The sequence below is a fragment of the Paenisporosarcina sp. P4_D4 genome (assembly GCF_056401835.1).
In genome coordinates, this window is the sequence record NZ_JBFUIO010000008.1 from 32,233 (window position 1) to 54,930 (window position 22,698).

The window sequence follows — 22,698 nt, forward strand, 5'->3', positions numbered from 1 at the left end:
CTTGACATCTAATATTTACTAATAACTCATTTCAACCTAAAAATGACCTTTCCATTCATTCGGAAAGGTCATTTTTGTTTGTCAATTATAGGAATCCAACGAATATTCCTGCCAATATAACGGAAACAATCGTCACGGTGATGAAGCCGGCAACCAACATTGGTGGCAACATGTGACTTGTTAATACTTCCCGTTCTCTTTCATCTTGAGTTAACGCATTGATGACTTCGTTAGTGATGATGTAGTCCGCCGGGAACCCGTATAGGGCCGTTAAAGATACGGCAAACGCCATTTCTTTGCTGACTTTTAACACCTTGCCCATGATGAACGAAAACACGTACATGCCGGCTACACCGATGACAATACAGCCAATCAACGGATAGATTAGATCAATCATCATATCTGGCGTCGCTGCTTTCAGGCCGTCCAAAATGAACAGCATTAACCCTAAAACGGCGAATCCGAATCCGTTCGCTTTTTTCAACGGGTGTTTTTCCAAGAATCCCACGCTTCTCGCGATTACTCCAAATAGTAAACAGAGAACAAATGGACTGATGGTCACAAATGGTGCAAGCCATGTAGATACTTGATACGCTAAAAATCCGACAAAAGCCAAGCGGAAAAATTTAAAGAATTCCGTATTGTATTTTTCAGGCATCCAGTTAAATAATTTCAATTCTCTTGAATGTGTTTCTTCATTTTCTTCCCCTACTTGCTTCAAACCAATTTCCCCATTGCGCAATTGTTGAAGCAAACGTTTTCCTTCTTTTTTCAACATGACTGATGTCAAAGGATACCCTGCGAACCCTTGCATCACGTAAATAACGATGGCGAAAACAGCTAAGCTTGGAAGTCCTGCCTCTGCGGCGCCTTCTGACATAATAAGTGCCGATACAAGCCCACCCACTAAAGGTGGAATGGCAACAATTATTGTTTCACTGCCGAATAGGAAAGTCCCGATTCCAAATAATCCAGCAATGATTCCTAGAATTCCTGCCAATGCAATCAAAATGGTTTTCCACTGGTTTATCAGTTCCTGCAAAGAAAGCAAGGTGCCCATATTGGTAATTAACAAGTAAATTAACATGACTGCTACAACTGATGGAATCCCTGATAACTCTACAATGTTTGAGGGAAAGAATGTCCAATAGCCGATTAAGAAAAGAACGGCACTGATAAAAATTGAAGGAACCCACGCTTTCGTGCGAATCGCGACTACATCCCCAATAAAAAGAATGAAAACTAAAATACTTAAAGCTAGCATCTGTGACATATTGATTCCCTACCCCCATTACTTTTCTCTTTCACTTCGTTGCACGAAGTAATGTGTACTACAGTAACACGATTCGAGATGATAAATATATAGAATAAATAGAATTTAAAGAATATTCATCTATTTATAGCAAATAACATGTATGTAAGCGGATAAATAATGTCTGAACGATTATTTATCGTCATTATGGATTTTGTGGGCTTGGGAATTAAATGGACACTGATACGATTAAATTTACATAAAAAAACTTCCTTACGTTTTGGAGGAAGTTGAATGTTTATCGATAACTAGACAGAATAATTAGAGTCAATAAATGCACTTAACCATTTCTCTTAAAATATGACTAATTTCTATATTTCTTTTATGCTACATATATCAGAAAAATTTTATAACCCATAACACATTTGAGGTGCCATTGATGAAAAAAACTTTATTCGGAGTGGCAGCATTTGCTACTGCTTCCACTCTCTTTTTGCAGCATTATCCGGCATTTGGGAAAGCTCCGAATGCCAAGAAGAAATTAACATTAATAGCATCCCCCAACTATGAAAAAAACAAATTCAAGAATATCTCATATACGACTATGTCTAATGATTTAAAAACCTTAGGCTCCATGATTAAAGATTATGTTCAAAAAAATCCTGATTTGACACCAGCACGATCGCTTCCGATGGAGAATTTCCAATGGAATTCTTTTCTTAATTCACAAGCAAGCGTGACATGGTTCGGACATTCGACTGTATTACTGAACCTTCATGGTAAAACCATCTTCATCGATCCTATGCTTGGTAGCTCTCCTTCCCCTTTTCCTCAGATCGGTGGAAAGAGATATAGTGAGAAATTGCCATTTGACATTAATGATATACCTTCTATCGATATCGTCCTTTACTCTCATGACCATTATGATCATTTGGATATAGATTCCGTTCAATTGCTGAAGCACAAAGTCGGGCAATTTATCGTCCCTCTTGGTGTCGGGAGTAGATTGGAAGGTTGGGGTGTAGCACCTGAAAAAATTAAAGAACTCGATTGGTGGGACACTTTTGACCATTTAGACATTGAATTTATCAGTACTCCGGCACGTCACTTCTCTGGCCGCAGTCTGTTCGATCACAATTCTACTTTATGGAGTTCTTGGGTCATTCGCAGTGGAGAAACGAGTATTTTTTATAGTGGGGATAGYGGGTACGATACGCATTTCAAAAAAATTGGCGAAAAGTATGGTCCATTTGATTTCACTATGATGGAATGTGGCCAGTATGACGATCGTTGGGAAAACATTCATATGAAACCCGAAGAAACGGCACAAGCCCATCTCGATTTAAATGGTAAATTGATGATGCCAATCCACTGGTCCGCTTTTACACTTGCGTTTCACGCATGGACCGATCCTATTGAGCGCGTCACAAAAGCTGCGAAAGCACGTGACGTAGCTATTACGACACCAAAAATTGGACAGTCTGTTGTAATTGGTTCTGATGACTATCCAGTTGCGAAATGGTGGAAGTTAGTATAATTATTTTTATCAGCAGTCTGGTTATCAGTTATCGATAACAGTAAAACATATTAATAAAAAACCCTTTTTCATCGCCTGATCTTATCTTCTGATAAGAACGAGCTTTGAAAAAGGGTTTTATTTTATGCCAATGTATTTTTGCAATACGCGAGAATTTCTGCTTCTTCATCATCTTCTAAAGCAAAATCCAAAACTTCATTTGAAGCTTTATCGGTAAAATGATACTGCACAATGCGATGTACATCTTCTTCGACAGCCAAAATGACACGCAATTCTAATCCGCCTTCTGTATATAACTCATCATCTTCATCAACTTCAACGGCAAGCAGAAACTCAAAACGGTCTCCAACAATAATGCCCGTAGGGTCGTTCATTTTTTCAACCATGTGATTTGTAATTTCCATGTGGCATTCTCCTTTGTCAGTTCATTGAACTTCCCTCATTGTATACTGACCTGTAGCCACTAAACAACTCTATCGATTATCTTTCCTATTCTTCCCACACATTAAAGACCATTCCGAATGGATCGCGGACATAACAATCTCGCCATTTTCCACTAAGTGCTGCTTTGCTTCATTTAGATCTTTCACAACGACTTCCATGACTGGTCCCAAATTTTCGCTTCCTGGTATTAGAAAGATCGAATTGTGATTCGTTTGGAATTCCACTTCCTCCACTTCACTTTTTGCAGGTTCTTTTAAACCTAAAACACTTTCGTAAAAGTGTTTTGCTTTTTCCAGGTCTTTCACTTGGAATCCGATGTTCTTGGACATTCTGTAATTCATCCGATCGCCCACCTATTTACTTTTTCCTTATATTATTGCTCCTATCATTAGAACTGGTTTTTTAGTCTTGATTTAAATTTATAAATTTTTCTAGAGGTATGTTTCCATATTCAAAACTCAACTTTTCTTTCAGAGTGTTATTTAAAGCGTTATCAATATCTTGAGTCTCAAAAGAAACAAACACATGGCAACGGGCAAGTGCAAGATGATCTGTTAATTGTTTAGCAAATTGGTCCAAGGGTTCAATATGTTCATCTTTAATATTATTTTTGGAAAATACTCGTACCGTTATTAGGTTTTCTCTAAAATCTTCTTCAATATCCGGGTATGGAGAAGGGTAATCTTGCTGAGTAGTTGCTCTATTTTCATCGACTAATATTATTCTGTAGATATCTTTATCGAGTGTCATATCCCATACCTCTAACTCTTTAAATCTTAAAACACGTTGGAAGCAATTTAGCACTTTATACCTCCTTTCAAATTTGAATAAGCCATTATTTCTTGTAAAATTCTTTTCTACCGATTGGCTGTTGAATCACATATGTATCTAGGTATGGCTAATTACTGCTAATAGCCTCTTTTTTATTTGCCCTCAAAGTCCTCAAGATATAAAGCCCTGTGACGTTAACTGTCTATATCCTCATCTTCGTCACCATAAAAGGCTATATAGTTTAGTCTAGCTATTTCCTCTATTGTAGGTGGTTTCCTTCCAAAATGTTTTACAGCTAATACTGATAATAGTTTAATTCGTTCCCCATTATCCATTTCTTCCATAGCTTTTAATACTTCCTCAGCAGTCATTTTTGACATAGCAGCTACCCCCAACTTTACATTAAATACTTAGTTACCCGTAATATACCATATTCAGTCGACATGATGAACGAGGTTTGATTACAATGAAAGTAGTTAGGGTAGAGCGGAAATGTCAAAGGAGGTAACAGCATCTTGCAACCATTCACGGCAGAAGTAGTTCGGATATTAAAAGAAATACCAGAGGGATACGTCGTTACCTACGGACAAGTCGCGCGCATGGCAGGAAGCCCCCGCGCAGCAAGACAAGTGGTTCGGATTTTACATACGATGAGTGAAAAACATGGCTTGCCATGGCACCGCGTAGTCAATGCACGTGGTGAAATTGCTGTGCCCAATGAAGAATCGAAAGAGTTGCAACGTATGTTACTTCAGGGTGAAGACGTTGCGTTCTTAAATGATGGACGGGTGGATTTGAGTGTTTTTGAGTAAACCTTTTCAGGAATCTATTAAATCGAGCTGTGCGGAGGGGAAATAAATGAAAGTTCGACTTACTGACTTCAGTGAAAACTGGGCATTTATGTTTCAAAAAGAAGTTCATATTTTAAGTGAAATTTTCGGGGTTGAAATCATTAAATTTGAACATTTCGGCAGTACTTCTGTTTATGGTCTAAAAGCAAAACCAGTAATCGATATGATGTGTATCGTAAAAGACATTCATCAAATTGATTCCTTTAATGAGAAAATGGATTCTCTAGGATACGATGTGGTCGGAGAATACGGTATTGATGGAAGAAGGTTATTCCGAAAAGGCGGAGAAAACAGAACTCATCATATTCATTTCTATCAATACGACAATCCACAAATATCTCGCCACTTAGTTTTCCGCGACTATCTGCGTTCTCATCCAGAAGAAGTGGTTAGATATAGTCACTTTAAAGAAGAGTTAGCTCAACAGTTTGAGAATACCAGCGAATATAGTCCGGCAAAAAATTTATTCGTCAAAGAAATGGAACAGAAAGCAATAAAATGGTTTGCTGAAAATGAGGATAAATTAACTTAAAGACTGCCTAAAAAAGAGTTGAAAATCATTTTTTTGATTTTCAACTCTTTTTATCAAGGAAATTGGAGTAGGTGGGAATTATTAGGAGGTTGTCGAAATAGTAAAGTAATTTTGGCTGTTTTATAGAACCTTAAAACCCTCCTCAAGACTATTGAGGAGGGCTTTAAGGTTCTATTTCATTTTTCCACCTTATCCTCTGGTCGCCAGCCATTTTTCAATTCGTTGATTGATAAGTCGAATGTATATTCTAAGTGCGGATAGTCTTTGAAGCCAGGCCAGTCTCCGCCCCATTCAAAGCCTAAGTCTTTGCCAATGCTTGCAACTTCGTACCAGTCCGCTTCCCCGTTGCCATTCAAATCACGCTGTAAATCGTAACTAATCGTCCCGTCACTGTTTTGCAGGACGAAATCGATGGCGAGCCCGTAGTTATGATAGCTTTCACCGCCGCGTGCATACGTGACGATGTCACCTTCAATCGAGCGTCCTTTTTCATAAAGGACATCTTGGGATTCGACGGAACGGAAGCTATCACTGATTAATATAGGAATGCCGATTTCCTCGGCTTTATCGATCAATTGATTGCTCTTTTCTGCCACGATGGGATGCAAGCCTTCCGGTAAAGGGCGTTCCTCTCGTTCTTCTCTAAATTCTAGTTCATGGTGGACCCAAACAAAGAAGAGTCCGCCGATGACGAGCCACAACACAATATTCAATACTGTCCATAATCGTTTCACACGAACTCCTCCTTTCCCACACACTGCTTTTCATCTTACGTAAATTCACCAGAGCTTTCAATGATTCGAACTGACAATTAGGCGAATGATTAAAAAAGTCGCTCCTCCGAAAAGGAACGACTCTACCATAATTAAGCTGTAACGTCTCTCTTTGTAAACGACCAATAGCTGATGAATAAGAACAATACGACATATACAGTCAACACGGCGGCTGACAATGGCCAGGTGATGCCTGAAATGAACATATTTCCTGTGATGTAACCAGTTAAGTCAGTATGCGTAAACATAATGTATTTCGTAATTTCGTATTTACGTAAGAAAAAGACAATATTTGGACCCATAAACAACAGAAAGATCGATAATCCGATGGCAAGTGAACTTGTACGGAAAACACTTCCAATCATAAATGCAAATGTAGTGAATACCATGATTCCGATATATTGTAAGCCATATAAGGTTAAAACCCGTCCCCAGTAAGATACTTCAACTACTTCCCCGCCACGAACATCCAACATCGCACCGCTTCCAGCATCAAAGAATATATACCCAGCAACTACGTTCGCAATTAAGGCAATGATGGATAATAATAATGCATAAAGCAATGATGTGATGTATTTGGACGTTAGGATTTTCCACCGTTTCACAGGTCTGCTTAACAACATTTTGATTGTTCCTTGAGAAAATTCGGATGCAACGATACTGGCTGCTGCAATGACTGAAAACATAAGTACCAAAGAAAGCAACTGATGGGAATCAATCATATTTTGTTGTCTATCACTCGGACTGAATGGTGCCACGTTTTCCGCTAAGCGGTATTCAGTGATGGCCAGTTCTTCTTTTAACTGTTTTTTAGTCTCTGCATCAAGATTTGGATTTGCCAGTTCAGCTGTTAAATTTTCTTGATTTACAGCAGCATCTTTTTCCCAAGTGGGTTGGTCTGGCTGTTGTACCGTGTGGTCAATCGCCCAATTAAAGATGCCTGTAATCCCGATTAATATGAGGACCAATAACCCAGCCATTATCCAAGTGGCTTTTTTATGCCACAGTTTCATCCATTCATTTCTTATGAGATTCAGCAATTTGGCCACCTCCAGTCATTTCGAGGAATTGATCTTCCAATGTTTTACGGAACGGTTGCACAGCGAACACTTGAAGATTTGCCGTGACCATCGCCTGAATGATGGAAGGGATCTGGTCCTGTTCAACTTTGACAATGAAGCCAGCCCCACTAACTTCAAGAGTTAATCCTTGTGTTGATAATAGTTCACTTGCCTGGTCAGCCGGTTGCGCCTCAATGTAATAATGAGCTTCTTCTTCTTGATTAATTTCACGGATATTAATAAGTTGTCCGTTTTGAATAATTGCGATTCGGTCACACATCAGTTCAATTTCTGAAAGCAAGTGACTCGATACGAATACTGACACGCCATCTTCAACAGCGATTTTACGCAAGTATGTACGAAATTCACGTATTCCGGCAGGATCCAGACCATTGGTTGGTTCATCCAAAATCAAAAACTTCGGACGATGCAGCAATGCTTGTGCAAGGCCTAGACGCTGACGCATACCCAGCGAATAAGTAGAAACCCTTTCATGAATACGATTTTGCATGCCTACTTGATCGACGACTTCAGCGATGCGTTCTTTTGAAATGGTTTTGTTCATGCGTGCGAAATGCAGTAAGTTTTTCCACCCCGACATGTACTTGTACATTTCCGGATTTTCGACGATTACCCCTACTTTGCTCATTGTTTCTTCGAAGTGGTCTGTCAGTGTTTGACCTTCCACTACTACTTCTCCGCTTGTCGGCCTCATTAAACCGGCCATCATGCGAATCGTCGTTGTTTTACCAGCACCATTCGGCCCCAGAAAACCCGTAATTTGACCAGGGAATAATTGCAGGTTCAAATTATCGATAATTTTCTTTTTGCCAATGGTTTTTGACAAGTTCTTTAATTCAACGATTGGTTGTTGTTCCACGCTTTTCACCTTCCTTAATATGAGACATCCTTCATACTTACTAAGACGAAATGACTAGTTAAAAAGTTCAATCCAATCTACGTCCATATTTATATATACGAAACACATGACTCTTAGTTTCATTTTTATTTCATTTTAAGGATTTATTTGGTAAAGTTTTTGAATTAAACTAGTAAAAAGGAGAGGTTCAGATGGGGTTAACATTATTTCCCGAGAAATATTGTTTACATATGGAGTATCCAGTTGGAGTCGTTCGTTATTCGAAAAATATTGATGAAATATTCAAATCAGCAAGCGTCATAAAGCTTCCTATTTTCTTATATGGTTTGCACCATGCAAAGGATTCAAATGAAGAGATGGAAGTATCCCCAGAAGCCATCGTGGATGGATCAGGCGTATTGCAAACACTTGTTACACAACCAAGATTCTTTACAGTTCGTGATTTACTTGCTCTCATGATGGTGGTTTCGGATAATACGGCAACTAACATACTAATCAGACGCTACGGGTTGAAACGGCTCAATTCTTATATACAACATCTCGGAATGACAAAAACCGTATTGGGTCGGGAAATGCGAGATCTGGTTGCTATTTCGGAGGGCCGGGACAATGTCACATGTGGTCGCGATATGGTGGCCTGCTTAAGACATATGGTCAGCTCACACGCTTTTCACGACATGCTTCAAATCCTTGAAAAGCAGCAATTTCAGAATAAAGTTCCAGCTGGTGTCAAAAGCGATCAATTTGTTTTCTTCAACAAAACAGGCGAATTGGATGATGTCGAGCATGATGTGGGCTTATTTATGTACAAAGGCCAAGTGGGGTTGTTTGTCGGTTTAACTGAGGGCAGTAATTCTAGTGGACGTACATTGTTACAAGAGTTTGGACATATGTTAGACGAATTGTAAAAGAGCGAACCGTCAACGGTCCGCTCTTTTTATTTTTTAGGCAACATAAGGTCTTCTATACTATTGTCAGTTGTTCCAAACCAGGATTTCATTTTCTCGTATGCCTGTTGTTTCGTTGGTTCATCTATATGGGAAATCACTTGATATAAAGCATAAGCAATTACACTTGCATCATCTACCAAACCGACAACTGGAATGAAATCTGGAAGTACGTCTGCCGGGAAGATTAGGTAGCCAAGTGCTCCCGCAATGGTCAGCTTAGCAGATTTCGGCACCGCTGGATTTTGAGCTGTGAAATAAAGCAATAAGCTTGTGTACACTGTTTTTTCTCCTGCTTTTTTGCCATACTTCACAATTTTATTCCAAAATTTTTCTTCATCATAATGCTCATGTGAGCTCTCTATTTGCTCTTGTGGATCCACATTTTTTACCCAATTCTCTTGAATATCTTGCTTGTTCATGTCATCACTCCTTTTTATCAGTATGTCGGTTTGAAAGAAAGTTTTCAATGATACTATAGGATGTTTTCAACAACCAATTGCAAAATGAGTAAAGCAGTCACGACACGTAAGATAGGCTTTACGTATTGAGGTTTTATTTTCTCTGCGATACGGACTCCAAGCTGAGCTCCGGTAATAGACCCCGCCATCAAAGCAAGGGTCAGTGGCCAAATAATAGCTCCAGATGTAATATAACTGATTGCTGCGCCGAAACAGCTTGAAAAAGTAGCCAGCCTGACCAATCCCACTGATTTCACATACGCAATGTTCAAGTAGCTGAACAAATATAGCATTAACGTGCCTTGTCCCGGACCAAAAAGCCCGTCATAAATTCCAATACCAAACAGCCCTGGTCCACTGACCTTTGTTAATTTCAATGGTTCTTCGCCTGTGAAATTACCTTTGCCAATAAATGAAGTAACAAATGCAAATACCAGAAGAAAAATCGCCAATACATACAAATAGTTTGCGGATAGCTGTGAAGCAATAAATCCCCCGGTCACGCCTCCACCCAAACTGATTGGGATTAGCCAAAGAGAATCCTTCAACGAGATTTGTTTACGTTTATACAATGTAAAGAAACTTGAGAATGAACTTACCGTGTTGGATACTTTATTTGCCCCAATAGCTGAATGAATCGGCATGCCGAGCAACAACATCGTTGGCAAACTGATAAGGCCCCCGCCACCTGCCAATGTGCCGATTGTCGTTGCGGTTACCCCTATAAAATACAATAGAAAATAATCCAACTTAATCACCTGTCTTTCTTATTAACTGTATTGTACTTCGTGTCTCGAATTAAGAAAATGACGATGATATAATGAAGTACAATAAGAAAAACTTATGACAAGGAGAATATTCGATGTTTATTGGCTCTAAAATTCGTTTGACTGCAATGAGAAAAGAAGATTTGCCAACGTATCGACTGTGGAATGGCTTGGAATCTTTTGGACGTTTTTATAATGCCTTTCCCATTCGTGAAGAATCAGAAAAAAATGCAGAACAGTTAATGGACCATTCTGATCGTAGTTTTCGCTTTGCCATTCGACCGATTGATTCGGAGCAATTTTTAGGTGTTTGTGCCATCGAAGATATTTTATGGTCGCATCGTGTAGGCTGGCTGTCCATAGCTCTTGGGCCAGAATTTCACGGCAAAGGATTTGGGAAAGAAGCCATGCAATTGTTGATGAATTATGGTTTCAATGAACTGAATCTTCATCGTTTGCAGCTGACGGTATTCGGCTATAACGTAGGTGCCATCAAACTTTATGAATCTCTTGGTTTTAAGCCCGAAGGAACGTTCCGAGAGTTTTTACAACGTAACGGGAAGCGTCATGACATGTACTTATATGGTTTGCTTGTTTCTGAATTTCACTAAATTGTAATTAAAGAGTATTATTTATTAAAAAATAATTTTATCAAATTTATTAAGCTAAAAGAAAAGGATGCCCTCTGAGAAAGGCATCCTTTTTTCTATACTTTTGATTGAGTAAGACGTTGATATAAATTACGCATGATTGCACTCACAGTTAAAATAAACAAAATAATCAAGGTAATTTGAAGGACCATGATCATCCAGTCAGGAAATGACAGAATACCTGCACCGATTAAATGATTCAAACTCATGAAAATCAGTACTAGTGCAACAATAGAACCCGCCAATATACCGAAGAGTGCGAGTAATTGTACAAAGGACAATTGCTTAATATATTTTCTCAAACGGATGATTTGCATGAGGATTACCAGTATGAACAACATGAAGGATAATCCATCAGAACCTATGTAGATGGAATTAACGATGTAGAAAACTAAGATAATGCTGATAATGATGTTTTGGTATTTATCGAAGATTGCTAGCATGTATGTTTCGCTCCTTTATATGTACTACGCAAAATCTGATAAAAAGTTTCACATTTGGTAAAATAAGAGATATATTCGATTAAAAGAAATGAGGAATTGGATGCTAACCCTATATATTACACGCCATGGACAAACAGAATGGAACGTTCAATCGCGCATGCAAGGCTGGGCAGACTCACCTTTAACTAACATAGGAATGGCAGCCGCTTCTCAACTAGGGACGCGTCTTAATGATGTTCCACTCGACGCTGTATACAGTAGTACAAGTGGACGTACGGTTCATACAGCTCAACTCATTATTGGGGAACGTAACATTCCTCTTATTCAAAAAGAAGATTTACGTGAAATCCATGTGGGTGAATGGCAAGGAATGCTATCTTCGGATATTGACCGTGAATATGCGGAGCAAGTCAAAACCTATTATGAACGCCCGAGCCAATATGAATCGACTTCCGGGGAAAGTTTTCACATGTTGAAAGAACGTGTATTACGTGCAGTGGAAGAAATTGCTGCAGCTCACCCGAATGGTCACGTCCTAATTGTCACGCATGGCGTCGTTAAGAAATGCTTGATTAATCACTTCAGTCGAGCTGATCTTGATTTATTGTGGGATCCACCTTTCATTTACGGAACGAGTCTGACAGTGTTAGAAATCGATACTGATAGACGCGAATTGACTATGATTGGCGACATGTCCCATGCAGAAGAAGCGAAGGGACCTTTAATGGTTCAATAAAGTAGTAAATATGCTGACTGTGCTCTAATATTTTCACTAAAATAACATCTTCCCACCGAACGCCCGTATTTGGGATTAATTTATCTCACAGGTGAATCACTTAGGTGATTCACCTTAATTTCCCCGGTTATTTGATAAGTCGAACTATCCTTCTTTTATTGAAGAATCGCTATAGATAGGTACGAGCTAATTTATAAACTCTTTTCCATAAATACGCTATTTGGGTCCTCCTTGTAATCGGAAAACGGGTCACAATAGTTGAACCCAAACCTTGCATAAAGTCTTCTTGCCGGATCGAAAGAATCCATTGATCCCGTTTCCAAACTTAACTTCCGATAGCCACGTCGTGTGGCTTCTTCAATTATGTGATGAAGTAGTCGTTTTGCAACCCCCTTGCGAAGATGGAATGAAGAGGTTCGCATTGATTTGATCTCTCCATGCTGACCATCAATTTCTTTAAGTGCCCCACATCCAACCAATTCGTTTCCTTCCCATGCACTCCAAAATGTAATATCTTGTTGTTGCAACTGCTCAAGATTGAGAGCATGTATACTTTCTGGTGGTGAATGCAGTGTCATACCATGATGCTCGTTTATCAATTTAGTAATTTCAGAGCCCGATAAATCATCTATTTTAATATCCATCATTAGACCTCCGTATTTTTTAATTCCCTTTTTTACTATCCTGACCACTTCAGTTTAGCTTGCCTGATTATGTGGAAGAAGTGAAGTGGTCAGGCTATCTTTATTCTTATAGAAGAATGTAGGAACCAAACTTATTGTGTAAGGAACTATTTATAGAGCACCAAATAGCTAGGATAGAGCATTGCCCCCTTGTACACCTGTCTTGATTCTAGGACTTTTTCGCTTATAGTATTAAAAGGATTTTTATATTGACTTCGCCATGACTATATTGGTGATTTCGTAGCCCATCTTCTCGTATAAGCCCCGCGCGACCTGGTTGTGACCAAAAACATGAAGGCCAATTTTGCACATTCCTAGTTCTTTCGCTATTGTTTCAATTTCTCTCATTGCTTCCTTGCCATATCCTTTTCCTTGATATTCATCTAAAATACTAAAATCATAAATATAACCTTCATCTGCTTTTTCAGGAGATTTTTGTGCCAACCATATCATTCCGACTATTTGTTGATCATGGAAGATAGAAAATATGTAATTCCCTTTCGATTTTTCACCATCAGGCAACAGACGGTTAAATTCATTTTTGGAAAGCTCGGATGCTTCCGCTTCGCTCCAATTCCCTGAAGCTACTTTGTCTTTAGCATAGTCCTCTACTGCAATTTCAAGGTATTGCTGAAAATCCTCTTGTCTCATAGGTTTTAATGTGACCATTTATTTCCCTCCCAGTTGTGGTGATTCGTCGTTATTCATCTCTTCTAACAATCGCTTCTTTTTCAAAATGAAGATCTCTCGGATAAATGCTCCGATTACTCCAGACAGAAAGACGATAGCGATCAAGTTGACTACTTTTACAACTGTAGATGGTGTGTACATGACTTGTAAGCATTGGCTAATGACAAATAGACTGTACGCCACGCACTTTATTATTAAGAATTTAGGTGTTACTTCTTTTCGCATCTTCATCCTGTAATTCCCCCTTCAAAACTGAATGATGTTAATGCATATTTTACCTATAAATTCCATAAGAATCACATTTATTCCTTCTTTACTTAAACACGTCAAGTATGAAAGCCGTATACTTGTGGGTCTCACGCTTCTCGCTCTGCGGCTTGCTAGTCGAAATTGTACTCTCTCGTTTTTCATTAAATTTCACCCGCAATTGGATTGTTGGTCCTTTGTTTATTGTTATATCATTATCCTTGCTTGTGCGACATTAAAAGTTGTAATTACTCCGCTAATTGATGTGCAAATTGCAGTGCCTTCAATCTACATCAATTTCTAATTAGCAGTAAACTTTATATTTTGCAGGTAAAAATGGATATTGTTGGTATAATAAATAAGTGAATATTTAGAGTTTTTATTAATTGTATAGTAAATAAGGAGGTTAAACACATGAAATATGCGAAAGGTATTTTACCGCTAATCCTCGTCTCCATCCTAGTATTATTGAGTGGATGCAAGGATGAACCTTTAGCTGTACTATCAGAAGAAAAACTAGACGAAGAGATTGCTTATTGGTCCTCGGAGAAGTTTAAGGGGAGACAAACCGGCACTCAAGGAAATATTAATGCAAGAAATGAGATATCGAAGCAATTTAAAAAAATCGACTTAGAGCCACTATCATCAAAAGACTATTTTATGCCGTTTTCCATGGTTTTTAATGATCCGAATGAAGCACAGACAACCTTGGTTGTCCACCTAAAGGATGGGCAGACGAAGGAGTTTAGTTATGGAACGGATTGGATGCACAAGATTTCTAGTGGTATTAGTGTAGAACTGCCTATACGCATTGTCGATGGTGACAAAGAAATAAGCGAAGAAGTAAGCAACCAAAATATACTCGTAACAGAAGAGATAATTACTCCGATGGAAGATGTAAGAGCACAGTTTGTTAAAACAGAAACTTTCAAGAAAACAATATTTAGTTATGGCGCAAAGGGTTCAGTGTTTCAAATATCGGAGTCCTTTTATACATATTTACAAACAAATGAAAAAGAAGTCGACAAAGTTCAATTAATTTATTTCAACGCACCATCTACTCAAATAACTGCTCATAACGTAGTAGGTAAAATTCCTGGAGATGGTAAAAAAGTCGGCAAACAAGCAATTGTTATCTCCGCTCACTTTGACCATGTAGGAACAACTGGGGAGTTAACTTTCCAGGGAAGTGTAGATAATGCAACCGGACTTACAGGATTAATGAATCTAGCCTCCATGTTGAAGGAAGACTCAAAAGAAAAATCTTTTTCTTCTGATATTATTTTTGCTGCCTTTAACGCAGAAGAAAGCAACTTGATAGGAAGTTCATCTCTAGTGGAAGCCATCGCACCTGACTATGATTCCATCATAAATATTAATTTGGATTGCATTGGCATTAAAGATGGTGGGAAAATCAGCTTTGTCGGAGAAACTATAGGTAGTAGTCTACTAAGTGAAGAGCTGGAAAATATCGCTCTCTATCAAGACACCGAGAGTACTATTATTCTTGAGGAATTTGCTACCCTGACTAGTGACCATGTGTCCTTTCTAAGAGCCAATTATCAAGCCATCAATATTTCCCAGGAACGCTACGATAAAATCCATACAATTGAAGATACACCTGAGTATACAGACAGCAAGCCTTTAAAATCAGCCATTGAAATTGTACAGGCGTTCGTAAATAATAATCACGATATTAAATTTGAGACCAATGACCAGGCAACATCAACACCTTCCACCCAAGATAAAAAAGTAAGATACAAAGAAATGACCCTAGAAGAAATCAGTGCCATTCAGTCCACTTTTAAAGATCAGTCGTTCAAACTAGTGGAAGCAGCAGAACTATACACTTTAATTAATCCTGAATCCTTAAATTCCGAGACAGAGATGGCAGACAGTAATTATGAATTCTCCTCCAATCATCTAGTTATTCAGAAAGACAATAAGAACTATTTTCTTCAAGTTCTCTCTTCTGAAGGACTTTCATTCGAGGAAGGCAATAAAAACATTGAAACATCGGGAAGTTGGCAGTTTGCCGCCGATGAAGATAAATTATACAATGTTGCCATATCCACAATTGCAGTGGATGATCAGCTTTTCAGTATAATTGCTCAAAGTTTCAATCAAAAAACGCAAAAATCCTATGATTCTTACACCAAAGAAGAGATTGAAGGCCTGATCGCTACTTTTGACGAAGAGCTTGTAGTAAGAACCTTGTTAAAGATGCAGGCTAAATAGCAAAAAGAAACACCTGTTGGCTTATGTATTTCATTAGCCTACAGGTGGAAAATTAGATCCCTTGTTCAACTAACTTGTGCTTTAGTTGAACAAGACTTATAAATATTTAGTGCTAAAACTCAGCCTCTTAGCTGGTGTTTTGGTGTTCGATATTAACCATAAAAAAGCACCGCAAAATGCGGTGCTTTTTTGCTTTGTTTGAGGCTCGATTTTGAGTTTTGCACCTCTGAAGAGAAACCGTAACTGTAAGCCACCGCTTTCTTTCTATAATTTCATTTGAATTCGTTGTTTCCGATGTTCTCTTCTTGCAGGACCTGATTCAAATAGGCGGTGTTCGTTTTCAGTTTCAGGCAGTATTCCTGGGACAGGCATTGGAATTCCATTTTCTACCGCTACAAACGTCAAGAATGACTCCGTCGTTAACTTTGTTTCTCCCGTCAACAAGTTCATCGATTGCACACGTACATACACTTCCATGGAAGTGCGGCCAGTTGAGCTCACGATTGCTTCCATCTCCAACACATCCCCAACTCGAGCAGATGATAGAAAATCTACTGAATCGATTGAAGCCGTGACAACAGGCTTATTGCAATGTTTCATTGCAGTAATAGCACCTATTTCATCTATAAAAGATAAAACTCTACCCCCGAAAATCGTTTCGTGGTGATTCGTATCGGGCGGTAAAACCAAATGTGTTTGGATTGTTCGCGACTGGCTCATGGGTACTGTATTTGTCATGATGTTCTCCCCTTCATTGCTGGATAGTCTCATCATACAAAACACTACTGCGAATGAAAAGTTTCAAGCTTTATACAATCGCAGTTACTCATACAAGTGACATGCCACAAAATGGCCTGGTTCCTGTTCTTGCCAAGCGGGTTTAACATTCGCACAGACTTCCATCGCCATCGGGCAACGCGTTCTGAACACACAGCCTGAAGGTGGATTGATTGGACTCGGCAATTCCCCTTCGAGCAAAATACGTTCGCGTGATTCTTCAATGTCCGGATCTGGAATCGGAATAGCGGATAACAACGCTTGCGTATATGGATGAAGTGGATTTGCATACAGTTGTTCACTCGTCGTCAATTCAACCATATGTCCCAAGTACATTACACCAATACGGTCCGAGATGTATTTGACCATCGACAAGTCATGCGCAATGAACAAGTACGTTAAGCCTTTTTCGCTTTGCAGTTTTTGCAGTAGCTTAACGACTTGGGCTTGTACAGATACATCGAGTGCCGAAATTGGTTCGTCGGCAATGATGAAGTCTGGATCAAGTGCCAGCGCACGCGCGATGCCGATTCGTTGACGTTGTCCTCCCGAGAATTCATGCGGATAACGGTTGGCGTGGTCGCGATTGAGTCCAACATCCTCCAATAACTGATAAACCCGTCGTTGCATATCTTCTTTTCTCTTATGTAACCCATGGACTTCCATCGGTTCTGCAATGATTTCAAAAACAGTTGAACGAGGATTAAGTGATGCATACGGATCTTGGAAAATCATTTGCATGTTGCGCAAAAATGCATAGCGATCGTTTTCGCCCATCGTATGTACATTTTTCCCACCGTACGTTACTTCCCCTTCCGTCTGATTATATAAACCCATAATCGTCCGTCCTGCAGTTGATTTGCCACAGCCTGATTCACCAACAAGTCCGAATGTTTCTCCTTGGTAAATTTCAAAACTGATTCCGTCCACAGCTTTTAATGTTTGATTCTTGCCGATATCAAAATGGCGTTTCAGATCTTTTACTTCAAGCAATACTTGACCAGTCATGACGCTTCCCCCTCAGCTCTTGCGTAGCGTCTTACGGCGCACAATTCTTTTACGAACTTTGTTCCTTCAAGTTCTATTACTTCAATGTGTTGTCCAGTTGAAGGCGAATGAATCATTTGCCCGTTGCCTGTGTAAATGCCGACGTGCCGAACATTGCTTGACCCTACGTTCGCAAAGAACAATAAATCGCCAATCTCCCACTGAGTCATGTTGACCATATCCACTTCTTCACCATTTCTTGCTTGATCATCCGCATCCCGAGGGATGAAATAACCATGCGCTTTCAACATATTGTAGCTAAACCCTGAACAATCGTAGCCGTACGAAGACATTCCGCCCCAGAAGTATGGAAGCTCCAAAAATCGCATGGCACTCGCCACTACGTCATCCCCTGAACGTTCAATGAAAGCTTCAATTCCTGGCCCATGCTCGATTTCTTCGCTTGAAATAAGGGCTTCACCATGAGGTGTTGAAACTAAAGTAAATTGTTCATTATTATCGAGTATAGGAAGAATCGTGTTGAAAGGAACCACCAGCAAAGGCTTTAAATCTTTCGTCCAAAGTTGCGCTCTGGGCTGTGTCACTTTGGCAAAGCCGAAATCTGAGATGCGTTCCATTTCTTTTAATTGAGCAACGGGTATCCATCCCGGATAGCCACGGCCGTCCTTTTTGGAAGGTTGCCATGTGCAGATTACTTTTGCCCAGTCACCAACGATTTCTTCAATCAATACAGGTTCCCCGTAAAGTACTTGTGTTTGCACGCGGTTACCGTTGCACAAATCAAGCAAATCCTCATACTTCATTGCTTCCTGCCATTTTGTGAAACGGACTGGGTTTTCAAGCCCGTGGGTGTCTTGAGTACGTGCAGACTCAGGCGAAGTCCATACTGTCGCCACCGCTACCGAACAAGCCCAAGTCGTGGATGATTGAACTAGCAAATGAAAATCCCCCTTACCCTTTACGATGAAATCGTTTATTCATTAAATCTGTATGTATTCCGAGCCCTGACTCTCGAGAGAAACGAATATGTCGGCCGTCATAAACAATGCCACCTTCGACGATATCTTCTGCAAGCATCAACGGCGCATCAAAATCAAAGCGGGTCACGTTTGGCTGGCTTGCAGCAAAATGAGCCGCTGCGGAAATTCCGAGTTTCGTCTCGATCATGCTCCCAGTCATGCATTCCACTCCATAACTTTCAGCTAAGGCATTGATTTTCAACGCTTGATAAATGCCACCAGCTTTCATCAGTTTGATATTGATTAAATCCGCTGCTCTAAGCTGAAGAACGCGTATTGCGTCTTTCGGTGTGAAAATACTTTCATCCGCCATAATTGGCGTATGTGTATGCAAGGTCACATACTGAAAACCTTCGATATCATTCGCTTTCACGGGCTGCTCGATGAGTTCGATTTCAAGCCCGGCATCTTCCATCTGCCCAATTGCTCGGACCGCTTCTTTCGCTTCCCAGCCTTGATTAGCGTCCAGTCTAAGCTTCGTTTCATAACCGATTTTTTCACGGATCGCACGAATTCGTTCAACGTCTTTCTCGATATCATCGATGCCTACTTTTATCTTCAATACATTAAATCCTTTTTTTACATAACGAGCTGCGTCTTCAGCCATTTCTTCCGCATCATTGACACTGACCGTGAAATCCGTTTCGAGTGTATCTCGGTATCCACCAAGCAATGTGACAAGCGGAAGCCCTGCAAGTTGGCCAAGCAAATCATGAAGGGCCATATCAAGTGCTGCTTTAGCACTTGAATTCCCTACCATGGAGCGATGCAATTTTTGGAATACCCGCTCCGAATGATGTAAATCAAGTCCAATCAGTTGGGGGCCTATCACATGATCGATAGCAAACTGAATACTCCCAAGCGAATCACCTGTGATGACGTGGGTAGGGGGTGCTTCCCCCCAACCGACATTTCCATCTTCAGTTGTAATTTTCACAAATATGGATTCAGCAATCGTCACGGTACGAAGTGCGGTTTTAAACGGTTTTGTGAGCGGTACTGCAACCGAAAAGGCTTCAATTGAATGTAGAATCATGGTAGTTTCCCCTCCCGATTATTTAACTCCTGGTAAGATGGTCAATGTTTTGGCATCGCCATCGAGTCTTGCTTCCACTCCTAGTGGAACGGCAAAGTGTGGTTCACAATGACCGATTTTAAAACCAGATACGACTGGTTTTCCTAAATCACCCAAGTAATGTTCCAATACTTCACCAAGTGTCAATGTCGTTTTTCGTTTTTTAGGTACTGCTCGGGCAAAATCCCCAACTACGATGCCAACTGCATCTTGAAGTTTCCCAGCCAATCGTAATTGATTCAACATGCTGTCTACTTTATATGGTTCTTCATCCACGTCTTCAATCAACAGTAACTTGCCACGAGTATCGATTTCATATTTAGAGCCCAGTGCACTCACTAGCAATGAAAGATTCCCACCGACAAGTTCCCCTTGTGCATTCCCACAACCTAATGTGGTCAATGGAGAAATATCTTCGGTATAATGCAGTTCGATTGGTTCGAACAGCTGATTGAACATACGTGCGGACAAATCATGGAACGTATCTTTCCCTACATCAGATGCAAGCATCGGTCCATGGAATGTCACCACATTGGCGAATTGGCCGATTGTTGTATGGAGGAAAGTGATATCGCTATAACCCCATAAGATTTTCGGTTGTTCCGCCATTAATTGAAAGTCAATTCGGTCAGCGTAACGCCCTGCCCCGTATCCTCCTCCTGCACAAATGATCCCTTTTATGCTTGGATCAGCAAGCATAGCTTGTAAATCTTCCAGACGTTCATCATCGGTACCAGCCAAATAGCCGTGAACGTTCTCTACATGTTTGCCCATTTTGACGTTTAATCCCAGTTGTTCTAAAAATGTGAGCGAGCGTTGCAAGCTTTCTAAGTTGGGAGGACTTGACGGGGCTATAATGCCAATCGTATCCCCTTTTTGTAATCGTGTTGGTCGTATGCGCATGCGTATATTGCTCCTCTCTTCTATTTTCAAAAAAAGTTATTCGCCTAAGTATAACTTCTTTTGAAAACAGAAGGGTGCAGCGCCAGATTGAGACGCCGCAACTTCTTGTTTTTATGTCTTAAAAGTATAAATTTATGGGTATTTATTTCTTTCGAAATCAGTTGTGTCTAGCTCCGCAGGCCAGACCGCACCTCCGTTTCACTGTCTCATTCGAAAACAGGTTTTCGATTCGACAGTTCCAACGTCGGAGTCGGTCTATCATGGCCTGCTCCGCTTTTCTATATTATTCCGCTTTTTTGTCTACCCATTTAAGGTCTAGGTAACCTACTGGGTGACGCACAATTCCAGAAACGCTTGGTTTTTGCAATGCCACTTGGTTATAGAAGTGGATTGGGAAAATCGGCATTTCTTTCATTAATACTTTCTCAGCATTCATCAATAACTGCCAGCGAGCTTCTGCATCTGTTTCTGTTTTTGCATCGGCAATCAGTTTATCGAATTCTGCATTTGCCCAACCAGTACGGTTCATTGATGAACCTGTAACGAAGCTTTCAATCGCGTTCACTGGATCTGCATAGTCGTGTAAGAATGAAGAACGGGACAATTGGTATTTCAATTCTTTTTGTTCAGAAGAGAATACACTTCCTTCTACATTCGCTAATTCCACGTCCACGCCTAAAACTTCTTTAAACTGCGCTTGCAAAGCAACCGCAATGTTTTGATGTGTATCTGAAGTTGAGTACGTTAAAGTAACAGTCGGTAATTTATCGTAGCCTTCTTCTTTCATACCTTCTTCTAACAATTTCTTCGCTTCTTCAGCGTTGAATTCTACTAAATTGCCAACCGTGTCACGGAATTCAGAACCGTCCGGACCTTGGAAGCCGTAAGAAACGAAACCATGCGCTGGTTTTTCACCGTTTTTCGTTACGAATTCAACAATCTCTTCTTGGTTGACTGCTGTTGCGAAAGCTTTACGAATTTTTTCGTTCGTGAAAGGCTCCATTGTTGTGTTGAAACGATAGAAATAAGTACCTGCCTGGTCTTGAATTGATACTTCTTCGCTGTCCATTAAATCAGCAGCCAATTCAGATGGAACGTCAGATACATCTAGTTCATTCGCTTGGTACATTTGGTACTCTGTATTGGAGTCGTTGACCATTGCCCACTCTACTTTATCTAGCTTCACAGTTTTAGCATCCCAATACTCTGGGTTTTTCTCAAATACCATTTTCACATCATGTTCCCATGATGCTAATTGGAATGGACCGTTTCCTACGAATGATTCTGATTCAGTGAACCATTGTGCGTTTTCTGTTGCCACTTTTTCATTGATTGGGAAAAAGCTTGGGTTTGTAATGATATTCAAAAATGCATCAGTTGGTGCAGTTAATTTTACTTCAAATGTTTTTTCATCCAATGCCTTCATTGCTACGTCTTCAATCTTACCTTCACCTGTGTTGAATGCTTCTGCACCTTCGATGAAGTAACCAAGGAAAGCCGCTGGTGAAGCTGTGTTCGGATCCAACATGCGTGTCCAGCCATATACGAAGTCTTTAGCAGTAACTGCGTCTCCATTAGACCATTTTGCATCTTCACGAATGTGGAATGTATATGTCAAACCATCTTCAGATACTTCAATTTTTTCAGCCGTTGCTTCTTCTGGCTGATGGTCTTCGCCTAAACGAGTTAACCCTTCCATCAAGTTGTTCAATGCATTCCAAGAAACAGCATCAAAGCCGACCGATGGATCGAATGATGTTGGCTCGGTGCCGTTGTTCAAGTAAAGCACTTTTTCTTCAGCTGTTTCTGTTTCTTTGTCGTCTTCGCCTTTGTCAGCTGGCTTTTCGCCTGCATCATTATTCGCTGTACATGCTGATAGTACAAGTGCGAATACGGCTGTCAGTAAAAACAAGAGCCATTTCTTCATGTGTGTTTTCCCCCTTGGAATTGTGTT

General features: G+C 40.0%; 27 protein-coding genes. 7 read left to right on the forward strand and 20 right to left on the reverse strand.

Translation table 11 applies throughout. From position 1 onward, the window contains the following. Positions 1-85: 85 nt before the first annotated feature. The gene (locus AC1DSL_RS04030; protein WP_477531258.1) at positions 86-1,273 is read right to left on the reverse strand and encodes a hypothetical protein; all 1,188 of its coding nucleotides are present in this window, start codon (positions 1,271-1,273) and stop codon (positions 86-88) included. 418 nt (positions 1,274-1,691) lie between these two features. Here AC1DSL_RS04030 and AC1DSL_RS04035 point away from each other — a divergent pair, with 418 nt between their 5' ends. After that, entirely contained in the window at positions 1,692-2,789 is a 1,098-nt protein-coding gene (locus AC1DSL_RS04035) for an MBL fold metallo-hydrolase (RefSeq protein WP_477531259.1), read from the forward strand. A gap of 122 nt (positions 2,790-2,911) precedes the next feature. On the opposite strand, the gene AC1DSL_RS04040 is transcribed toward AC1DSL_RS04035, so the two are convergent. The 4 genes from AC1DSL_RS04040 to AC1DSL_RS04055 form a co-directional block, all read right to left on the reverse strand. Further along, the gene (locus AC1DSL_RS04040) at positions 2,912-3,193 is read right to left on the reverse strand and encodes a DUF6509 family protein (protein ID WP_016428737.1); all 282 of its coding nucleotides are present in this window, start codon (positions 3,191-3,193) and stop codon (positions 2,912-2,914) included. Positions 3,194-3,262: 69 nt separating this feature from the next. Beyond that, a complete protein-coding gene (locus AC1DSL_RS04045; protein WP_477531260.1) occupies positions 3,263-3,574 on the reverse strand; it encodes a VOC family protein in 312 nt (103 codons plus the stop codon). A 61-nt stretch (positions 3,575-3,635) separates the two neighbouring features. Beyond that, positions 3,636-3,983, reverse strand: coding sequence for a hypothetical protein (locus AC1DSL_RS04050; protein WP_477531261.1), 348 nt, complete (start codon positions 3,981-3,983; stop codon positions 3,636-3,638). Positions 3,984-4,198: 215 nt separating this feature from the next. Beyond that, a complete protein-coding gene (locus tag AC1DSL_RS04055) occupies positions 4,199-4,384 on the reverse strand; it encodes a hypothetical protein (RefSeq protein ID WP_477531262.1) in 186 nt (61 codons plus the stop codon). Positions 4,385-4,519: 135 nt separating this feature from the next. On the opposite strand from AC1DSL_RS04055, the gene AC1DSL_RS04060 reads away from it, so the two are divergent. Together AC1DSL_RS04060 and AC1DSL_RS04065 are read left to right on the forward strand one after the other, a co-directional pair. After that, positions 4,520-4,816: an MGMT family protein gene (locus tag AC1DSL_RS04060; protein ID WP_477531263.1), complete on the forward strand. Its 297-nt coding sequence runs from the start codon at positions 4,520-4,522 to the stop codon at positions 4,814-4,816. A gap of 46 nt (positions 4,817-4,862) precedes the next feature. Continuing rightward, positions 4,863-5,387: a GrpB family protein gene (locus AC1DSL_RS04065; protein WP_477531264.1), complete on the forward strand. Its 525-nt coding sequence runs from the start codon at positions 4,863-4,865 to the stop codon at positions 5,385-5,387. A 176-nt stretch (positions 5,388-5,563) separates the two neighbouring features. Here the strand turns inward: AC1DSL_RS04065 and AC1DSL_RS04070 are convergent, their stop codons facing one another. From AC1DSL_RS04070 to AC1DSL_RS04080, 3 genes are all read right to left on the reverse strand, one after another. Then, the gene (locus AC1DSL_RS04070; RefSeq protein ID WP_477531265.1) at positions 5,564-6,121 is read right to left on the reverse strand and encodes a M15 family metallopeptidase; all 558 of its coding nucleotides are present in this window, start codon (positions 6,119-6,121) and stop codon (positions 5,564-5,566) included. Positions 6,122-6,252: 131 nt separating this feature from the next. Next, a complete protein-coding gene (locus AC1DSL_RS04075; protein ID WP_477531266.1) occupies positions 6,253-7,200 on the reverse strand; it encodes an ABC transporter permease in 948 nt (315 codons plus the stop codon). Beyond that, positions 7,178-8,101, reverse strand: a complete 924-nt coding sequence (locus AC1DSL_RS04080; RefSeq protein ID WP_477531267.1) for an ABC transporter ATP-binding protein — start codon at positions 8,099-8,101, stop codon at positions 7,178-7,180. The genes AC1DSL_RS04075 and AC1DSL_RS04080 overlap by 23 nt, the downstream gene beginning before the upstream one ends. 191 nt (positions 8,102-8,292) lie before the next feature. Between AC1DSL_RS04080 and AC1DSL_RS04085 the strand changes: the two genes are divergently transcribed. After that, positions 8,293-9,009, forward strand: coding sequence for a serine hydrolase (locus AC1DSL_RS04085; protein ID WP_477531268.1), 717 nt, complete (start codon positions 8,293-8,295; stop codon positions 9,007-9,009). A gap of 29 nt (positions 9,010-9,038) precedes the next feature. On the opposite strand, the gene AC1DSL_RS04090 is transcribed toward AC1DSL_RS04085, so the two are convergent. Together AC1DSL_RS04090 and AC1DSL_RS04095 are read right to left on the reverse strand one after the other, a co-directional pair. Next, positions 9,039-9,470: a YkvA family protein gene (locus tag AC1DSL_RS04090; RefSeq protein WP_016428744.1), complete on the reverse strand. Its 432-nt coding sequence runs from the start codon at positions 9,468-9,470 to the stop codon at positions 9,039-9,041. A 53-nt stretch (positions 9,471-9,523) separates the two neighbouring features. Beyond that, positions 9,524-10,258: a sulfite exporter TauE/SafE family protein gene (locus AC1DSL_RS04095; protein WP_477531269.1), complete on the reverse strand. Its 735-nt coding sequence runs from the start codon at positions 10,256-10,258 to the stop codon at positions 9,524-9,526. Positions 10,259-10,371: 113 nt separating this feature from the next. Here AC1DSL_RS04095 and AC1DSL_RS04100 point away from each other — a divergent pair, with 113 nt between their 5' ends. Then, a complete protein-coding gene (locus AC1DSL_RS04100) occupies positions 10,372-10,887 on the forward strand; it encodes a GNAT family N-acetyltransferase (protein WP_016428746.1) in 516 nt (171 codons plus the stop codon). A 95-nt stretch (positions 10,888-10,982) separates the two neighbouring features. Here AC1DSL_RS04100 and AC1DSL_RS04105 read toward each other — a convergent pair whose 3' ends face one another. Beyond that, positions 10,983-11,369 (reverse strand): hypothetical protein, encoded by a 387-nt coding sequence (locus AC1DSL_RS04105; protein ID WP_477531270.1) that lies wholly within the window; start codon positions 11,367-11,369, stop codon positions 10,983-10,985. A gap of 100 nt (positions 11,370-11,469) precedes the next feature. On the opposite strand from AC1DSL_RS04105, the gene AC1DSL_RS04110 reads away from it, so the two are divergent. Further along, positions 11,470-12,105 (forward strand): histidine phosphatase family protein, encoded by a 636-nt coding sequence (locus AC1DSL_RS04110; protein WP_477531271.1) that lies wholly within the window; start codon positions 11,470-11,472, stop codon positions 12,103-12,105. A gap of 191 nt (positions 12,106-12,296) precedes the next feature. Here AC1DSL_RS04110 and AC1DSL_RS04115 read toward each other — a convergent pair whose 3' ends face one another. The 3 genes from AC1DSL_RS04115 to AC1DSL_RS04125 form a co-directional block, all read right to left on the reverse strand. Next, positions 12,297-12,749, reverse strand: coding sequence for a GNAT family N-acetyltransferase (locus tag AC1DSL_RS04115; protein ID WP_477531272.1), 453 nt, complete (start codon positions 12,747-12,749; stop codon positions 12,297-12,299). Between the two features lie 243 nt (positions 12,750-12,992). Next, complete coding sequence (locus AC1DSL_RS04120; RefSeq protein WP_477531273.1) at positions 12,993-13,457, reverse strand: GNAT family N-acetyltransferase; 465 nt, start codon at positions 13,455-13,457, stop codon at positions 12,993-12,995. Further along, positions 13,458-13,709, reverse strand: coding sequence for a hypothetical protein (locus AC1DSL_RS04125; protein WP_477531274.1), 252 nt, complete (start codon positions 13,707-13,709; stop codon positions 13,458-13,460). Positions 13,710-14,138: 429 nt separating this feature from the next. On the opposite strand from AC1DSL_RS04125, the gene AC1DSL_RS04130 reads away from it, so the two are divergent. Then, entirely contained in the window at positions 14,139-15,962 is a 1,824-nt protein-coding gene (locus tag AC1DSL_RS04130) for a M28 family metallopeptidase (protein ID WP_477531275.1), read from the forward strand. 264 nt (positions 15,963-16,226) lie between these two features. Here AC1DSL_RS04130 and AC1DSL_RS04135 read toward each other — a convergent pair whose 3' ends face one another. The 6 genes from AC1DSL_RS04135 to AC1DSL_RS04160 all read right to left on the reverse strand — a co-directional run bounded on the left by AC1DSL_RS04135 (position 16,227) and on the right by AC1DSL_RS04160 (position 22,671). Further along, complete coding sequence (locus AC1DSL_RS04135; RefSeq protein ID WP_477531276.1) at positions 16,227-16,700, reverse strand: acyl-CoA thioesterase; 474 nt, start codon at positions 16,698-16,700, stop codon at positions 16,227-16,229. Positions 16,701-16,784: 84 nt separating this feature from the next. Continuing rightward, on the reverse strand, positions 16,785-17,747 hold the full coding sequence (locus tag AC1DSL_RS04140; protein ID WP_477531277.1) for an ABC transporter ATP-binding protein: 963 nt from the start codon (positions 17,745-17,747) through the stop codon (positions 16,785-16,787). Beyond that, positions 17,744-18,685: a C40 family peptidase gene (locus AC1DSL_RS04145; RefSeq protein ID WP_477531278.1), complete on the reverse strand. Its 942-nt coding sequence runs from the start codon at positions 18,683-18,685 to the stop codon at positions 17,744-17,746. The genes AC1DSL_RS04140 and AC1DSL_RS04145 overlap by 4 nt, the downstream gene beginning before the upstream one ends. A 13-nt stretch (positions 18,686-18,698) precedes the next feature. Then, positions 18,699-19,802: a mandelate racemase/muconate lactonizing enzyme family protein gene (locus tag AC1DSL_RS04150; RefSeq protein WP_477531279.1), complete on the reverse strand. Its 1,104-nt coding sequence runs from the start codon at positions 19,800-19,802 to the stop codon at positions 18,699-18,701. A gap of 18 nt (positions 19,803-19,820) precedes the next feature. Next, complete coding sequence (locus tag AC1DSL_RS04155) at positions 19,821-20,744, reverse strand: S66 peptidase family protein (protein ID WP_477531280.1); 924 nt, start codon at positions 20,742-20,744, stop codon at positions 19,821-19,823. Between the two features lie 283 nt (positions 20,745-21,027). Next, positions 21,028-22,671 (reverse strand): peptide ABC transporter substrate-binding protein, encoded by a 1,644-nt coding sequence (locus tag AC1DSL_RS04160; protein WP_477531281.1) that lies wholly within the window; start codon positions 22,669-22,671, stop codon positions 21,028-21,030. Positions 22,672-22,698 lie beyond the last annotated feature (27 nt).

Coding starts and splice junctions, on each gene's coding strand:
- AC1DSL_RS04160 (WP_477531281.1), bottom strand. CDS start 22,671: ATGAAGAAATGGCTCTTGTTTTTACTGACAGCCGTATTCGCACTTGTA.
- AC1DSL_RS04150 (WP_477531279.1), bottom strand. CDS start 19,802: ATGATTCTACATTCAATTGAAGCCTTTTCGGTTGCAGTACCGCTCACA.
- AC1DSL_RS04045 (WP_477531260.1), bottom strand. CDS start 3,574: ATGAATTACAGAATGTCCAAGAACATCGGATTCCAAGTGAAAGACCTG.
- AC1DSL_RS04155 (WP_477531280.1), bottom strand. CDS start 20,744: ATGCGCATACGACCAACACGATTACAAAAAGGGGATACGATTGGCATT.
- AC1DSL_RS04040 (WP_016428737.1), bottom strand. CDS start 3,193: ATGGAAATTACAAATCACATGGTTGAAAAAATGAACGACCCTACGGGC.
- AC1DSL_RS04140 (WP_477531277.1), bottom strand. CDS start 17,747: ATGACTGGTCAAGTATTGCTTGAAGTAAAAGATCTGAAACGCCATTTT.
- AC1DSL_RS04130 (WP_477531275.1), top strand. CDS start 14,139: ATGAAATATGCGAAAGGTATTTTACCGCTAATCCTCGTCTCCATCCTA.
- AC1DSL_RS04030 (WP_477531258.1), bottom strand. CDS start 1,273: ATGTCACAGATGCTAGCTTTAAGTATTTTAGTTTTCATTCTTTTTATT.
- AC1DSL_RS04105 (WP_477531270.1), bottom strand. CDS start 11,369: ATGCTAGCAATCTTCGATAAATACCAAAACATCATTATCAGCATTATC.
- AC1DSL_RS04115 (WP_477531272.1), bottom strand. CDS start 12,749: ATGGATATTAAAATAGATGATTTATCGGGCTCTGAAATTACTAAATTG.
- AC1DSL_RS04055 (WP_477531262.1), bottom strand. CDS start 4,384: ATGTCAAAAATGACTGCTGAGGAAGTATTAAAAGCTATGGAAGAAATG.
- AC1DSL_RS04065 (WP_477531264.1), top strand. CDS start 4,863: ATGAAAGTTCGACTTACTGACTTCAGTGAAAACTGGGCATTTATGTTT.
- AC1DSL_RS04090 (WP_016428744.1), bottom strand. CDS start 9,470: ATGAACAAGCAAGATATTCAAGAGAATTGGGTAAAAAATGTGGATCCA.
- AC1DSL_RS04110 (WP_477531271.1), top strand. CDS start 11,470: ATGCTAACCCTATATATTACACGCCATGGACAAACAGAATGGAACGTT.
- AC1DSL_RS04125 (WP_477531274.1), bottom strand. CDS start 13,709: ATGAAGATGCGAAAAGAAGTAACACCTAAATTCTTAATAATAAAGTGC.
- AC1DSL_RS04135 (WP_477531276.1), bottom strand. CDS start 16,700: ATGACAAATACAGTACCCATGAGCCAGTCGCGAACAATCCAAACACAT.
- AC1DSL_RS04100 (WP_016428746.1), top strand. CDS start 10,372: ATGTTTATTGGCTCTAAAATTCGTTTGACTGCAATGAGAAAAGAAGAT.
- AC1DSL_RS04050 (WP_477531261.1), bottom strand. CDS start 3,983: ATGACACTCGATAAAGATATCTACAGAATAATATTAGTCGATGAAAAT.
- AC1DSL_RS04120 (WP_477531273.1), bottom strand. CDS start 13,457: ATGGTCACATTAAAACCTATGAGACAAGAGGATTTTCAGCAATACCTT.
- AC1DSL_RS04085 (WP_477531268.1), top strand. CDS start 8,293: ATGGGGTTAACATTATTTCCCGAGAAATATTGTTTACATATGGAGTAT.